Below are 15,021 nucleotides of genomic sequence, written 5' to 3'. Positions count from 1 at the left end.
ACTCAGGCCTTGACGGGGTAGGCGCCGAGCACCTTGTAGAACGCGCAGAGACCGCGCAGCTCGGCCAGCGCCGCGGCCACGTTGGGCTGCGAGGGATGGCCGTCGAGGTCGATGTAGAAGTAGTACTCCCACTGCCCGGTGCGCGCGGGGCGCGACTCGAAGCGGGTCATCGACACGTTGTTGACCTTGAGCGGCACCAGCAGGTCGTGCACCGCGCCCGGCCGGTTGGGCACCGACACGATCAGGCTGGTGCAATCGCGCCCCGAGGCGGGCGGCATCGCGAGCGTCTGCGGCAGGCAGATCACCGAGAAGCGGGTGCGGTTGTAGGAGTCGTCCTGGATCGCGTGGGCCACGATGTGCAGCCCGAAGCGCGTGGCCGCGCGTTCGCCGGCCAGCGCCGCGAAGGCCGGGTTGCCGGCCGCGAGGCGTGCGCCCTCGGCATTGCTCGACACGGCGCGGCGCTCGGCATGCGGCAGGTGCTTGGTCAGCCAGCCCTGGCACTGGGCCAGCGCCTGCGGATGGGCCAGCACGGCTTCGACGCCCTCGAGCGAATTGCTGCTGCGCAGCAGGTGGTGGCGCACCAGCAGGCTGACCTCGCCGACCACATGCGTGGGCGAGTGCAGGAACAGGTCGAGCGAGCGCGTAACCACGCCCTCGGTCGAATTCTCGACGCCGACCACGCCGTACTGGGCGCTGCCGGCGGCGGTGGCGTGGAAGACCTCGTCGAAGCTGGCGCAGTAGATCAGGTCGGCGGCGCCGCCGAAGTACTCGATGGCGGCCTGCTCGCAGAAGGTGCCCTCGGGGCCGAGCACCGCCACGCGCTGCGGCGACTCGAGCGCCAGGCAGGCCGACATGATCTCGCGCCAGATCGCCGCCACGTGCAGGTCCTTGAGCGGACCGCCGTTGCTCTGCTGCATCTTGTCGATGACATGGGCCACCCGGTCGGGGCGGAAGAACGGCGTGCCTTCGCGTTTCTTCACTTCGCCGACCAGCTCCGCCACGTGGGCCCGCTCGTTGAGCAGGCGCAGCAGTTGCTGGTCGAGCGAATCGATCTGCACGCGCAGATCGGCGAGGCTTTCGGAATGGTCGGGGGAGGAGGGCGGGGTAGGAGCTGGGGCGGTCATCGGTGAGGTGCGCGCGCGTCTAGGCGTGCGACCGCTCGAATTCTCGCATGTAGCTCACCAGGGCCTGCACGCCTTCCAGGGGCATGGCGTTGTAGAGGCTGGCGCGCATGCCGCCCACCGACTTGTGGCCCTTGAGCTGCAGCAGTCCCGCTGCGCGGGCTCCGGACAGGAAGGCCTCGTTGCGGGCTTCGTCGCGCAGGAAGAACGGGATGTTCATGCGCGAGCGGCAGCCCGGGTCGATCTTGTTCAGGTAGAAGGACGACGCGTCGATGAAGTCGTACAGCAGCTTCGCCTTGGCGATGTTGCGCTGCTCCATCGCGGCCACGCCGGTCAGCGCGCCTTCGGTCTGCTCGCGCAGCCACTGGAACGTGAGCCCCGCCATGTAGATGCCCCAGGTCGGCGGGGTGTTGTACATGGACTGGTTGTCGGCCACGGTCTTGTAGTTGAACGCGCTCGGGCAGATCTCGAGGGCATGGCCCAGCAGGTCGTCGCGCACGACGACGATCGTGAGGCCGGCCGGACCGAGGTTCTTCTGCGCGCCGCCGAAAGCCAGGCCGACACGGCTCCAGTCGACGCCGCGCGAGGCGACGTGGGAGGAGAAGTCGATCACCAGCGGCGCCTTGCTGCCGAGGGCGGCGAGGTCGGGCAGCTCGTGGAACTCGATGCCGTTGATGGTCTCGTTGCTGCACAGGTGCACGTACGAGGCGTCGCCGGACAGCTGCCAGCCCGCGGGATCGGGCAGGCGCGTGTGCTGGTCGTCGGCGTTGCTCGCGGCCACGCGCGCGTTGCAGTAGCGCTGCGCTTCCTTGTGCGACTTGACGCTCCAGCTGCCGGTGACCACGAAGTCGACCGTGCCGCCGCGCGACAGGTTCAGCGGGACGATGGCGTTCTCGCCGAGGCCGCCGCCCTGCATGAACAGGATCCGGAAGTTGGCGGGTACCGCCAGCAGCGCGCGCAGGTCGGCTTCGGCCTGCGCATAGATCTCGCCGAACTCCTTGCCGCGATGGCTCATCTCCATCACGCTCATGCCGCTGCCGTGCCAGTCGAGCATCTCGGCGGCGGCGCGTTGCAGCACCGCCTCGGGCATGGCGGCGGGGCCCGCGGAGAAGTTGTAGGGGCGCGGGCCGGCCGGTTCTTGCAGGGTGTGCGGGGCGTTCACGTCACTTCTTGGCGGGAGCCTTGGCCGGTGCCTTGGCGGGGGCGGCCGGCGCTTCGGTCGGGGCGCCCAGTGCCTTGGCGACGCTGGTGTCGAGGGCCTGCATCTTCGGCTCGATGGTGGCGCGGGTCTCGGCCACCAGCTTTTCCGTCAGCGCGGTCTGCATCTTGGGGTTCAGGTCCTGGTACTTCTTGCTCAGCGGCGAGTTGATCCAGGCCAGCAACTGCTTGAGTTCGTCTTCGGTGAAGGACTGCTCGAGCAACGGGCTCAGCGTGGCCGGGGCCAGCTGCACGGCCTTGTCGCGCACGATCGGATAGGCGTCGTCGTAGTACTTCTTGAGCTCGGCATCGGCGGCCTTGGCGGCGGCTTCGCGCTTGGCCTCGGGCACCTGGGTCTGCAGGTACTGCGAACCGGCCTGCGCGATCGGGGCGCTCGACTGCTCGACCAGGCCACGGGCCAGGGCTTCGATGCCGGGGCGCTGCAGGTCGAGGAACTGCTTGATGAGCGTGGCCTTGTCCTGGGCCAGGGCGCCCATCGAACTGCCGGCCAGGGCGACGGTCAGGAGTGCGAGCTTGATTTGTTTTTTCACTGAGGATTCTCCGTTGAAGATGTGGAAGTGTCGTCTGCGCCGGGCTCGGGTTCGCCATTGGCATCGTTTTCGACGATCCGTTGCAGCCCGCTGAGTTTGGCACCTTCGTCGAGCCCGATCAGCGTAACGCCTTGCGTCGCGCGACCCAGTTCACGAATCTCGGCGACCCGGGTGCGCACCAGCACGCCCTTGTCGGTGATGAGCATGATCTCATCGTCCGAATGCACGAGTGTGGCGGCAACGACCTTGCCGTTTCGCTCACTCTGTTGAATAGCGATCATGCCTTTGGTTCCACGGCCATGGCGCGTGTATTCGGTAATGCTTGTTCGCTTTCCGTAACCATTTTCCGTGGCCGTGAGCACGCTCTGCTGCTCGTCCTCGGCCACCAGCATGGCGATCACGCCCTGGCCTTCCTCGAGCATCATGCCGCGCACGCCGCGCGCGTTGCGGCCCATCGGGCGCACGTCGTTCTCGTCGAAGCGCACCGCCTTGCCGCCGTCGCTGAACAGCATCACGTCGTGCTTGCCGTCGGTGAGGGCGGCGCCGATCAGGTAGTCGCCGGCATCGAGGTCGACCGCGATGATGCCGGCCTTGCGCGGATTGCTGAACTCGTCGAGCGCGGTCTTCTTGACCGTGCCCATCGAGGTCGACATGAACACGTACTGGTCGGCGGGGAAGTTGCGCTTCTCGCCCGTGAGAGGCAGCGCGACATTGATCTTCTCGCCCTCGGCCAGCGGGAACATGTTGACGATCGGGCGGCCGCGCGAGCCGCGCGAGCCCGCGGGCACCTCCCACACCTTGAGCCAGTAGAGCCGGCCGCGGTTCGAGAAGCACAGGATGTAGTCGTGCGTGTTCGCGATGAAGAGCTGGTCGATCCAGTCGTCTTCCTTGGTGGTGGTGGCCTGCTTGCCGCGGCCGCCGCGCTTCTGTGCCCGGTATTCGCCGAGCGGCTGGCTCTTGATGTAGCCGCTGTGCGAGAGCGTCACCACCATGTCGGTGGGCGTGATCAGGTCCTCGGTGGAGAGGTCGAAGGCGCTGTGCTCGACGAGGCTGCGGCGTGCGCCGATCTTCGACTGGCCGAACTCCTGCTTGAGCGCGCCGAGCTCGTCGCCGATGATGGTCGAGACGCGCTCGGGCTTGGCCAGGATGTCGAGCAGGTCGTCGATCTCGGCCATGACTTCCTTGTACTCGGCGACGATCTTGTCCTGCTCCAGGCCGGTCAGGCGCTGCAGGCGCATCTGCAGGATTTCCTGAGCCTGCGTCTCCGAGAGGCGGTAGAGGCCGTCGTTGCCCATGCCGAACTCGCGCTCGAGGCCTTCGGGGCGGTAATCGTCGGCGCTGATCGTGCCACCATCGGCGCGCGTGCGGGTGAGCATCTCGCGCACCAGCTTGCTGTCCCAGCTGCGCGCCATCAGCTCGGCCTTGGCGACCGGCGGGGTCGGGGCGTTGCGGATGATGGCGATGAAGTCGTCGATGTTCGCCAGCGCCACCGCCAGGCCTTCGAGCACGTGGCCGCGGTCGCGGGCCTTGCGCAGGTTGAAGACGGTGCGGCGCGTCACCACTTCGCGGCGGTGCTGCAGGAAGACCTCGATCAGGTCCTTGAGGTTGCACAGCTTCGGCTGGCCGTCGACCAGCGCCACCATGTTGATGCCGAAGGTGTCCTGCAGCTGGGTCTGCTTGTAGAGGTTGTTGAGCACCACCTCGGGCACTTCGCCGCGCTTGAGCTCGATGACGAGGCGCATGCCCGACTTGTCGGACTCGTCCTGGATGTGGCTGATGCCCTCGATCTTCTTCTCGTGGACCAGCTCGGCCATGCGCTCCTGCAGCGTCTTCTTGTTGACCTGGTAGGGGAGCTCGTCGACGATGATCGCCTGGCGCTGGCCGCGGTCGATGTCCTCGAAATGGCACTTGGCGCGCATCACGACCTTGCCGCGGCCGGTGCGGTAGCCGTCCTTCACGCCGTTGATGCCGTAGATGATGCCGGCCGTGGGGAAATCGGGCGCCGGCACGATCTCCATCAGCTCGTCGATGCTGGCCTGCGGGTTGCGCAGCAGGTGCAGGCAGGCGTCCACCACTTCGTTGAGGTTGTGGGGCGGAATATTGGTGGCCATGCCGACCGCAATACCGCCGGAGCCATTGACCAGCAAATTCGGCAGCCGGCTCGGCAGCACGGCCGGTTCTTTTTCGGAGCCGTCGTAATTGTCCTGGAAATCGATCGTTTCCTTGTCGATATCGGCCAGCATTTCATGCGCGATTTTGGCCAGCCGGATTTCCGTATACCGCATTGCGGCCGCGTTGTCGCCATCCACGGACCCGAAGTTGCCCTGGCCGTCGACCAGCATGTGGCGCATCGAGAAGTCCTGGGCCAGCCGCACGATCGTGTCGTAGACCGACTGGTCGCCGTGCGGGTGGTACTTGCCGATCACGTCGCCGACGATACGGGCCGACTTCTTGTACGGCCGGTTCCAGTCGTTGTTGAGCTCGTGCATTGCGTAGAGCACGCGGCGATGCACGGGCTTGAGGCCGTCTCTCGCGTCGGGGAGGGCGCGGCCCACGATCACGCTCATGGCGTAATCGAGATAACTGCGGCGCATTTCCTCTTCGAGACTGATGGGCAGGGTTTCTTTGGCGAAGGACGTCATTGAGCGAGAGGCTGGCGGCAGGAAGGCGAAATTTTACGCTGCGAAGGGTGTCGCACCGCCGCAACACAAGGGCTCTATTCCGCCTCCGTCCTACGCTTCGTGGCCGCCGTGCGGCCTGTTTGCCAAAGACCCTATGGCACAATCGCCTCAACGTTTTGGGTGGTGGTCACTTAAAGCGTCCTTGATTCGCAGCGCGGCTGCGGCTTTTTCCCCAAGAGGAGAACCATGAAGAAACTGAATAAAGTGGCGATGATGTTTGCAGTCGCTGCGCTCGCCACTGCCGCCGGCGCGCAGACCCGTGTCACCGCTGCGAATGGCGGTCCTACGATCGACAACTGGCAAAACGGCACCGGCGAACTGGTTTGGAAGAACGGCACGAACGAACTGTGCTGGCGCGATGCCAACTGGACGCCCGCCACGGCTGCTGCCGGTTGCGACGGCGCTCTGGTTCCCCCGGCTGCTGCGGTTCCCCCGGCTCCTGGCGTGGTTCCGCCGCCCGCCGCTCCCGCTCAACCCCCGGCTGTCGCCGCTTCGAAGGTGACCTTCGCTGCCGACGCGTTCTTCGACTTCGACAAGTCGGTGCTGAAGCCTGAAGGCCGCGCGAAGCTGACCGACCTGGTCGAGAAGATCCGTGGCGTGAACCTCGAAGTGATCATCGCCGTCGGCCACACCGACTCGATCGGTTCGGACGCCTACAACCAGCGTCTGTCGGTGCGTCGCGCCGAGGCCGTCAAGGCCTTCCTGGTCTCGAAGGGCATCGAACGCAACCGCGTCTACACCGAAGGCAAGGGCGAGAAGCAGCCTGTGGCTGACAACCGCACCAAGGAAGGCCGCGCCAAGAACCGTCGCGTGGAAATCGAAGTGGTCGGCACCCGCGCCAACTGATAGCTCGATTCGATCGACCCTAAAACCCCGCCTCGGCGGGGTTTTTTTATGCCTGAATCAATGCAGGCTGAAAGTTTTCAAGCCGGCCCTTTCGTCATGGGCAGGTCATCGTCCGTTTCATAATCCGTCATATGACAGAAAACGTGAATGCCGACCCGGCCGAACTCGCCAAATTTTCGGAACTGGCCCACAAGTGGTGGGATATGGAAGGCGAATTTCGCCCTTTGCACGAAATCAATCCTTTGCGCCTGGAATGGATTGAAGGTATTGCGCCGATTTCCCGGCGGCGCGTGGTGGATATAGGCTGCGGCGGCGGAATTCTTTCGGATTCGATGGCCCGCAAGGGCGCGGACGTGCTCGGTGCCGACCTCGCGGGCAAGGCCCTGAAGGTGGCGCAGTTGCACGCCCTCGAGGCCGGCACACGCGGCGTGAAGTACCGCGAGGTCAGTGCCGAGGCGCTCGCCGCCGAGCAGCCCGGCAGCTTCGATGTCGTCACCTGCATGGAGATGCTCGAGCACGTGCCGGATCCGGCATCGGTCATCCGGGCCTGCGCCACGCTGGTCAAGCCCGGTGGCTGGGTCTTTTTCTCGACCATCAACCGCAACCTCAAGTCCTTCATGCTTGCGATCGTCGGCGCCGAGTACGTGATGGGCATGCTGCCGCGCGGCACCCACGAGTACGCGAAGCTGATCCGCCCCAGCGAACTGGCGGCCTATTGCCGCGCCGCCGGCCTCGACCTGCGGCACACGCGCGGCCTCGAGCACAACCCGATCACGCGGCGCTACTGGCTCAGTGCCGATACCAGCGTCAACTACATGATCGCCACGCAGAAGCCGGCGGAAGTCCAGGCATGAAGGGCTTGCCGACCCGTGCCGTGCTGTTCGACCTCGACGGCACGCTGATCGACAGCGCCCCCGACCTGGGGGCCGCAGCGGACCAGATGCGCACCGCCCGCGGGCTGCCCTCCTATCCGCTCGAGCGCTACCGCCCCATGGCGGGCGCGGGCGCGCGCGGCATGCTCGGCGTGGCCTTCGGCATCACGCCCGATGCGCCGGAGTTCGATGCGCTGCGCGAGGAGTTCTTCGTGACCTACGAGCGCTGCATGTTCAACACGCAGGCCTTCGATGGCGTCGCGCCGCTGATCGAGGCGCTGGTCGCGCGCGGGCTGCGCTGGGGCGTGGTCACGAACAAGTCGAAGCGCTTCGCCGAGCCGCTCACGCAAGCGATGCCGCTGTTCGCGAGCGCGGGCGCGGTGGTGAGCGGCGACACCACGCCGTACGCCAAGCCGCATCCCGAGCCGCTGCACGAGGCGGCCCGGCGGTTGGGTGTGCCGTCCGAGCATTGCATCTACGTCGGCGACGACGAGCGCGACATCGTCGCGGGCCGCGCGGCGGGCATGCGGACCGTGGCCGCGGCCTACGGCTACATGGGCGCGCAGGCCGATGCGACCCGCTGGGAAGCCGATGCCTTGATAACTTCTCCGGGCGAGCTCTTGAAACTGCTGGATAGCGCCTAAAATACGCCCCCTTGGGGCTGCACTGGTTTCGACGCGGGTTCGGAGTCGCAGCGGGGCATGTCGAGCTGAATGCGCTCGTAAAACAGATTCAAACAAACTAACTGCAAACGACGAACGTTTCGCACTCGCTGCTTAATTGCCAGTGAGCCTTGCAACAGCAGGCCGATGGGCTGGGCAAGGGGGTTCTGAGCAATCAGTGCCTCCCGGCTGCAAGGATAATTACATCGGCTGGCTTCGATCCGGGTACCTTGGGTCGGGGCAAGAAAATAGGGTGCTGGCGTCCGGTGTAGCGTGCGACTGCGCGACTCCGGAAGCGAGACTTAAATCAGATCGCTAAACATGTAGAACTGCGCGATGAAGGCTTGCGGACGGGGGTTCGAATCCCCCCAGCTCCACCACATTGCCTAAGGCTGGTTCGGACCGATCCGAGCTTGGCGACCCGGGAGGCACTCACGGGTCGGCCACACGGCCAAGACCCCCTCCATGGATCAGGCACGCGTTTCACCTGCGTGAAGCGCGTGTTCGTGCGTGAAAAGAGCGAGGGGAGAGCGGCAAGGCCGCATGCCTGGTCTCGACGGCGCCGAGCCCAGGTGGCCGTCGGCCAGGGGCGTTATCGCGCCAGTCGGTCGCCGTCGCTGCCCGGCTTGGGCATCGGGCCGTTCGGCCCGCGTTCGGCGCGGATGGCCGACATGACGGCTACCAGCATCGCCCCGACGGCGACACCGGCCAGGAAGACCGACAGAACGAAGGATGGATCGGAGAACTGCATGGTCAGAACGCCGATTTGTACACCCAAAGGTCGCACTTGACGCCGCGAGTCCGGAAGGTCGCGGCATTGTCTTACATGCGGCGGTCCCTCGGAGTTGAGCCCCTCCAGGACAACCCGCCCCCGGCTCTTTTCACTGCCGCGCAGGGCTATATTCGGCGGGCGCCGGCGTTCCACGATTCCGCGCGTTTCCCTCGCATCTTCCTGAAAAGGCTGCCCGTGCCCGACTCCCTGACTTCGGTTCTGACGAGCTACTACGACGAGGTGCCCTACGACTCGCACCCGTTCCCGCAGACGGCGGTGGAGCACCTGGAAGCCACGGCATTTCTCTTCGGCCTCGAAACGCCCGCGCCCGCCGGCGCGCGCGTGCTCGAACTGGGCTGCGCGGCGGGCAACAACATCATCCCCTTCGCCGAGCGCCACCCCGGCGCGCGCGCGCTCGGCCTCGACCTCTCGTCGGTGCAGATCGCGCAGGGCGTGAAGGCGATTGAGCGGCTGGGGCTGTCGAATGTCGAGGTGAAGACCTTCAACATCGCCGAGGTCGACGCCTCGCTCGGCCAGTTCGACTACATCGTCTGCCACGGCGTCTACAGCTGGGTGCCGGGGCCGGTGCAGGACGCGATCCTGCGCGTGTGCTCCGAGAACCTCGCGTCGAACGGCGTGGCCTACGTGAGCTACAACGTGTACCCGGGCTGGAAGGCGCGCGAGATCGTGCGCGACGCGATGATCCTGCGCGGCGGCCCGCGCGACACGCCCGAGGAAAAGCTGTCCTATGCCCGCGGGATGATCGAGTTCCTCGCGCAGTCGGCGCGTCCCGACAGCGTGCTCAAGAAGACGCTCGACGAAACCGCGCCGATCGTGCGCGACGGTGCCACCTCGTACCTGCTGCACGAATTCCTCGAGCCTTGCAATGCGCCGTGCTACTTCAAGGAGTTCGTCGCGCGCGCCGAGAGCCATGGCCTGGCTTACCTGGCCGAGGCCGAGCCATCGACGATGTTCGTGCAGAACTACGGCACGCAGGTGCGAGACCCGCTGCTGCGCGAATGCGGCGGCAGCCAGGTGCTGATGGAGCAGTACCTCGATTTCCTGGTCAACCGCACCTTCCGCCAGACGCTGCTGGTGAAGCAGGGCCAGGCGCGCCACATCCGCTACCGGCTCGACGCCACGCGCATTCGCGGCCTGCTGTTCGCGGGCGTGTTCCATGGCGACGACGGCGCGCCGCTCACGCTCGACACGCGCGAGCAGAGCTGCACCGCGATCCGCAACGTGAAGGTCACGCTGCGCCAGCCCGTGCACAAGGCGGTCGCGCATGCGCTCGACAGCCACTACCCGCTCGCGCTGAGCGCCGAGGCGCTGGTCGCCTGCGTGTTGCCGCTGCTGAACCAGCCGCGCGAGGCGGTCGAGCCCGCGGTGATGGCGATGCTCGAGGAGATGCTGATCCTCGGCGCGCTGCGCATCCGTCGCACGCCGGTGCCCTCGGTGGCGCAGGTGCCCGCACGGCCGCAGGCCGCGGCCTCGGTGCGCAACGCGCCGGGCCTGGCGCCGGGCCAGGCCCCGTCGGTCGCGGTCTGCAACGGCTGGCACGAGACGGTGGCGCTGTCGCTGCTCGAGCGCGCGTTGCTGCCGCTGCTCGACGGCACCCGTTCGCACGAGGCGCTGGTCGAACACCTCGAGGCCGAAGTGCGCGCCGACCGGCTGCGCTTCGTGCGCAATGACGAACGGATGACCGATCCCGAGGCGCTGAGCGCCTTCGCCCGCGAGCAGGTGGCGCTGGCGCTGCGCGACCTGCGGCGCAAGGCGCTGCTCGCCGGCTGAACCTCGCACCACACACAACCTCCGCAACCAACGACATCTCAAGAGGAGACTTCCAGATGCAACAACTTCCCTCGACCCCGAAGCTGCGCGCGGCGATCGCCGCCGTGCTCGCGCTGGCCGCTGGCGCGTCGCAGGCCGCTTCGCAGGCGCCCGTCGCGGCCGAACACGGCATGGTGGTGAGCGCCCAGCACCTCGCTTCCAAGGTCGGCGTCGACGTGCTCCAGCGCGGCGGCAATGCCGTCGACGCGGCCGTGGCCGTGGGCTACGCGCTCGCTGTGGTCTATCCGGCCGCGGGCAACCTCGGCGGCGGCGGATTCATGACGGTGCAGCTGGCCGACGGCCGCAAGACCTTCCTCGACTTCCGCGAGAAGGCGCCGCTGGCCGCCACGGCCAACATGTACCTCGACAAGGACGGCAACGTCATCAAGGGCCTGAGCACCAACGGCCACCTGGCCGTCGGCGTGCCGGGCACGGTGTCGGGCATGGAATACGCGCGCGAGAAGTACGGCACGATGAAGCGCGCCGACCTGATCGCGCCCTCGATCCAGCTCGCGGAGAAGGGCTTCGCGCTCGACCAGGGCGACATCGACATGCTCTGGACCTCGACCGCCGACTTCCAGAAGGACCCGGTCTCCGGCGCGATCTTCCTGAACAAGGGCCAGCCCTTCCAGGTCGGCCAGAAGCTGGTGCAGAAGGACCTGGGCAAGACGCTGCGCGCCATCAGCCAGAACGGTCCCGACGGCTTCTACAAGGGCTGGGTGGGCCAGGCCATCGTGGCCTCGAGCCAGGCCGGCAAGGGCATCATCACGCAGGCCGACCTCGACCAGTACAAGACGCGCGAACTGCCGCCCGTCGAATGCGACTACCGCGGCTACCGCGTGATCTCGGCGCCGCCGCCGAGCTCGGGCGGCGTGATCATCTGCGAGATGCTCAACATCCTCGAGGGCTATCCGCTCAAGGACCTGGGCTTCCGCTCGGCGCAGTCGGTGCACTACCAGATCGAGGCCATGCGCCATGCCTACGTCGACCGCAACAGCTACCTGGGCGACCCCGACTTCGTGAAGAACCCGCTCGAGCGCCTGCTCGACAAGGGCTATGCCGAGAAGATCCGCGCCGCCATCGACCCGAAGAAGGCCGGCGTCTCCAAGGACATCAAGCCCGGCGTCGCGCCGCACGAGGGCAGCAACACCACCCACTACTCGATCACCGACCAGTGGGGCAACGCGGTCTCGGTCACCTACACGCTCAACGACTGGTTCGGCGCCAAGGTCACGGCCGCCAAGACCGGTGTGCTGCTCAACAACGAGATGGACGACTTCACCTCGAAGGTCGGCGTGCCCAACCTCTACGGCCTGGTGCAGGGCGAGGCCAACAAGATCGAGCCGGGCAAGCGCCCGCTGAGCTCGATGAGCCCGACCATCGTCTCGAAGGACGGCAAGCCGGTGTTCGTGGTCGGCACGCCGGGCGGCAGCCGCATCATCACGGCCGTGCTGCACACCATCCTCAACGTGGTCGACTACGGCATGAACGTGCAGGAAGCGGTCGATGCGCCGCGCTTCCACCAGCAATGGCTGCCCGACGTCACCAACGTCGAGACCTTCGCGCTGAGCCCCGACACCCGCAAGATCCTGACCGACATGGGCCACAACCTCGGCGTGCCGCAGCCGGCCAACCACCTGGCCGCAATCATCGTGGGCGCGCCCACCCTGGGCGGCAAGCCGGTGGGCAACAACCGCTTCTACGGCGCCAACGATCCGCGCCGCAACACCGGGCTGGCCGCGGGCTATTGAGCGCCGCGAGGAGGGCGCCGGACCGGTCCGCGCCTTCTGAGACACTCCAGGGCGGGCGCGGGGGCAGCCCCGCCGCCTTTTCTTTTCGCCATGCAACTGCAAGACATCCTCTATTCCCAGGGCTTCGGCACGCGGCGCGTGTGCGCCGGCCTGGTTCAACAGGGCCTCGTGACCATCGCCGGCGCGGTGGTCGACGATCCCGCCACCGATCTGGACGCGGAAGGCCTGCAGTTCACCGTGCAGGGCACCGCCTGGGCCTACCACGAGAAGGCCTACCTGATGCTGCACAAGCCCGCCGGCACCGAGTGCTCGCAGAAGCCCTCGACCTATCCGAGCATCTACACGCTGCTGCCGTCTCCGCTGCGGCTGCGGCCCAACAAGGGCGCGGTGCAGGGCGTGCAGGCCATCGGCCGGCTCGACCAGGACACGACCGGACTGCTGCTCCTGACCGACGACGGCCAGTTCATCCACAAGATGGGTTCGCCCAAGCACCACGTGCCCAAGGTCTACGAAGTGACGGCCAAGCATCCGATCGACGACAAGCAGATCGCCCGCCTGCTGGCCGGCGTGGTGCTCGACGACGATCCGAAGCCGGTGCGCGCGGCCGCCTGCGAGTCCGACAGCCCGCTGCACCTGCGGCTCACGCTGACCGAGGGCAAGTACCACCAGGTCAAGCGCATGCTGGCCGCGGTGGGCAACCGCGTCGAGGCGCTGCACCGCTCGCGCATCGGCACGGTGACGTTGCCCGCGGACCTCGCGCCCGGCCAATGGCGCTGGCTGGCGGCGGACGAGGTCGCCACCTTGCGCGCGCCCGCGAAATAACTGTCAACCATCCACCTTTTCGGCGGCTGGCGGTCAGCCAGTCGTCGGTTCGGATCGTTAACATTCGAAGCCCCTTTTCCGGAACTTCCCTTGCGTTTTCCTTCCCGCTCGACCGGTCGCGCCGCGGCCCTGCTGTCCGCCTGCCTGCTCGGCGCGATCGCCTTCCTGGCCCCGGCCGCCGCCTCCGCGGCCCCGCCGGAACCCCCGCCGATCTTCGTGCTCAACTCGCTCGACGCCAGCGTCAGCGTGATCAACCCGGTCGACTGGACCGAGAAGCAACGCATCGCGACCGGCAAGGAGCCGCACCACATCTACATGACGCCCGACGAGAAGTCGGTCATCGTGGCGAATTCGGCCGGCGACTCGCTGACTTTCCTGAACCCGCGCACCGCCGAGGTCCAGCGCGTGGTCTACGGGATCATCGATCCCTACCAGCTGCAGTTCTCGCGCGACATGAAGTGGTTCGTGACCGCGGCCAACCGGCTCAACCACGTCGACGTCTACCGCTGGGACGGCAAGGACCTCAAGCTCGCCAAGCGCATCGTCACCGGCAAGACGCCCAGCCACATCTGGATCGACAACACCAGCACCATCGCCTACGTGACGATGCAGGACAGCGACGAGCTGATCGCCGTCGACCTGCCGACGCAGACCATCCGCTGGCGCGTGGCCACCGGCCCGATGCCGGCCGACATCTACGGCGTGCACAACGACAAGACCCTGCTCGTGGGCCTGACCGGCAGCGACGGCGTGCAGGTGTTCGACGTGGCGGGGCCGCAGCCGAAGCTGGTGGGCAAGATCCCGACCGGCAAGGGCGCGCATGCCTTCCGCTCGGCCGGCGACGGCAAGAGCGTGTTCGTGAGCAACCGGGTGGCCAACTCCATCAGCCGCATCGATCTCGCCACGCTCAAGGTCGGCGACACCTACCCGGTGCCCGGCGGCCCCGACTGCATGGACGTGTCGGCCGACGGCAAGACCCTCTACGTGACCTCGCGCTGGGCCAAGAAGCTCAGCGTGGTCGACCTCGCCAGCCGCAAGGTGGTGCGGCAGGTCAATGTCGGCCGCTCGCCGCACGGCGTCTGGACGCTCGACCATGCGAAGCGGATCTAGCCCGCGCCGGCGCGCGGTGGCGGCGCTCGCCGCGCTGCTGGCCGCCGCGGTGGCGATCCCCGCCGGGGCCCAGGGTGCCGCGGCGAGTTGCGAGAAACCCGTCTACCTGACCTTCGATACCGGCCACATGGGCATCGCGCCGCTGGTGGCCGAGGTGCTCAAGCGCCAGCAGGTGCACGTCACCTTCTTTGCCGCCGCCGAGCGCACCCAGACCGAGGGCGACAGCCTCGACAACCACTGGGCCGCCTGGTGGAAGGCGAGGGCGGCCGAGGGCCACGAGTTCGGCTCGCACACCTACGACCATGTCTACTGGCGCGCCGACCTCAAGGGCGTGACGCCGAGCTTCCGCGTCAGGCCCTCGGCGGGCGCGCTGGCCGGGCGCGAATTCACCTGGAGCGCGGCCGAGTACTGCGCCAACATCCGCAAGGCCTCCGAGCGGCTCGAGCTGATCACCGGCAAGAAGCCGCTGCCGCTGTACCGCGCACCCGGCGGCAAGACCTCGCCCAAGCTGCTGGCCGCCGCGCGCGACTGCGGCTATGCGCACGTGGGCTGGGCGCCCGCGGGCTTCCTCGGCGACGAGCTGCCGAGCGAGAAGTTCAGCAACGAGAAGCTGCTCACGCAGGCGCTCGACACCATCCGCCCCGGCGACATCCTGCTCGCCCACCTGGGCATCTGGTCGCGCAAGGATCCGTGGGCGCCTGCCAACCTCGAGCCGCTGATCGTCGGCCTGAAGGCCAAGGGCTTCTGCTTCCAGACGCTGCGCCAGCATCCCGACTACCGCGCCTGGATCGCATCGCACCCCTGAG

The 15,021-nt window shown here is 67.2% G+C and carries 13 protein-coding genes and 1 other RNA gene; 9 read left to right on the top strand and 5 right to left on the bottom strand.

Features of this window, described 5'->3' with window-relative positions:
• Positions 1 to 2 precede the first annotated feature (2 nt).
• The 4 genes from pheA to gyrA are packed head-to-tail and all read right to left on the bottom strand — an operon-like array spanning position 3 to position 5,511.
• The gene (gene pheA, locus ACEN9J_RS11460; RefSeq protein ID WP_057589608.1) at positions 3 to 1,124 is read right to left on the bottom strand and encodes a prephenate dehydratase; all 1,122 of its coding nucleotides are present in this window, start codon (positions 1,122 to 1,124) and stop codon (positions 3 to 5) included.
• A 19-nt stretch (positions 1,125 to 1,143) separates the two neighbouring features.
• Positions 1,144 to 2,283 carry a 3-phosphoserine/phosphohydroxythreonine transaminase gene (gene serC, locus ACEN9J_RS11455; protein ID WP_413764124.1) on the bottom strand — a complete coding sequence of 380 codons (1,140 nt, stop codon included), beginning with the start codon at positions 2,281 to 2,283 and terminating at the stop codon, positions 1,144 to 1,146.
• A gap of 1 nt (position 2,284) precedes the next feature.
• Positions 2,285 to 2,869: a DUF2059 domain-containing protein gene (locus tag ACEN9J_RS11450; protein ID WP_261210215.1), complete on the bottom strand. Its 585-nt coding sequence runs from the start codon at positions 2,867 to 2,869 to the stop codon at positions 2,285 to 2,287.
• Positions 2,866 to 5,511: a DNA gyrase subunit A gene (gyrA, locus tag ACEN9J_RS11445; protein WP_057589610.1), complete on the bottom strand. Its 2,646-nt coding sequence runs from the start codon at positions 5,509 to 5,511 to the stop codon at positions 2,866 to 2,868. The genes ACEN9J_RS11450 and gyrA overlap by 4 nt, the downstream gene beginning before the upstream one ends.
• A gap of 225 nt (positions 5,512 to 5,736) precedes the next feature.
• On the opposite strand from gyrA, the gene ompA reads away from it, so the two are divergent.
• The 4 genes from ompA (at position 5,737) to ssrA (ending at position 8,310) form a co-directional block, all read left to right on the top strand.
• Positions 5,737 to 6,396, top strand: coding sequence for an outer membrane protein OmpA (gene ompA / locus ACEN9J_RS11440; RefSeq protein WP_057589611.1), 660 nt, complete (start codon positions 5,737 to 5,739; stop codon positions 6,394 to 6,396).
• Positions 6,397 to 6,527: 131 nt separating this feature from the next.
• Complete coding sequence (gene ubiG, locus ACEN9J_RS11435; RefSeq protein WP_413764123.1) at positions 6,528 to 7,250, top strand: bifunctional 2-polyprenyl-6-hydroxyphenol methylase/3-demethylubiquinol 3-O-methyltransferase UbiG; 723 nt, start codon at positions 6,528 to 6,530, stop codon at positions 7,248 to 7,250.
• Positions 7,247 to 7,912 carry an HAD-IA family hydrolase gene (locus ACEN9J_RS11430; protein WP_296737575.1) on the top strand — a complete coding sequence of 222 codons (666 nt, stop codon included), beginning with the start codon at positions 7,247 to 7,249 and terminating at the stop codon, positions 7,910 to 7,912. The genes ubiG and ACEN9J_RS11430 overlap by 4 nt, the downstream gene beginning before the upstream one ends.
• Positions 7,913 to 7,925: 13 nt before the next feature.
• Positions 7,926 to 8,310: a transfer-messenger RNA gene (gene ssrA, locus ACEN9J_RS11425) on the top strand.
• Positions 8,311 to 8,522: 212 nt separating this feature from the next.
• Here the strand turns inward: ssrA and ACEN9J_RS11420 are convergent.
• Complete coding sequence (locus ACEN9J_RS11420; protein ID WP_172705375.1) at positions 8,523 to 8,681, bottom strand: hypothetical protein; 159 nt, start codon at positions 8,679 to 8,681, stop codon at positions 8,523 to 8,525.
• Between the two features lie 216 nt (positions 8,682 to 8,897).
• Between ACEN9J_RS11420 and ACEN9J_RS11415 the strand changes: the two genes are divergently transcribed.
• The 5 genes from ACEN9J_RS11415 (at position 8,898) to ACEN9J_RS11395 (ending at position 15,020) form a co-directional block, all read left to right on the top strand.
• Positions 8,898 to 10,493, top strand: coding sequence for a methyltransferase regulatory domain-containing protein (locus ACEN9J_RS11415; RefSeq protein WP_413764122.1), 1,596 nt, complete (start codon positions 8,898 to 8,900; stop codon positions 10,491 to 10,493).
• A gap of 56 nt (positions 10,494 to 10,549) precedes the next feature.
• A complete protein-coding gene (gene ggt, locus ACEN9J_RS11410; RefSeq protein WP_261210230.1) occupies positions 10,550 to 12,283 on the top strand; it encodes a gamma-glutamyltransferase in 1,734 nt (577 codons plus the stop codon).
• 90 nt (positions 12,284 to 12,373) lie between these two features.
• The gene (locus tag ACEN9J_RS11405) at positions 12,374 to 13,105 is read left to right on the top strand and encodes a pseudouridine synthase (protein ID WP_413764121.1); all 732 of its coding nucleotides are present in this window, start codon (positions 12,374 to 12,376) and stop codon (positions 13,103 to 13,105) included.
• Between the two features lie 90 nt (positions 13,106 to 13,195).
• Positions 13,196 to 14,215, top strand: coding sequence for a YncE family protein (locus ACEN9J_RS11400; protein ID WP_057589616.1), 1,020 nt, complete (start codon positions 13,196 to 13,198; stop codon positions 14,213 to 14,215).
• Positions 14,199 to 15,020 (top strand): polysaccharide deacetylase family protein, encoded by an 822-nt coding sequence (locus ACEN9J_RS11395; RefSeq protein WP_057589617.1) that lies wholly within the window; start codon positions 14,199 to 14,201, stop codon positions 15,018 to 15,020. Before ACEN9J_RS11400 ends, ACEN9J_RS11395 begins: the two co-directional genes overlap by 17 nt.
• Position 15,021: the final 1 nt, after the last annotated feature.

It is taken from the genome of Variovorax sp. Varisp41, from assembly GCF_047325085.1.
Lineage (GTDB): Bacteria > Pseudomonadota > Gammaproteobacteria > Burkholderiales > Burkholderiaceae_C > Variovorax.
Note: the sequence above shows the minus strand (reverse complement) of the source record. Positions and strands in the feature narration are given on the sequence as shown.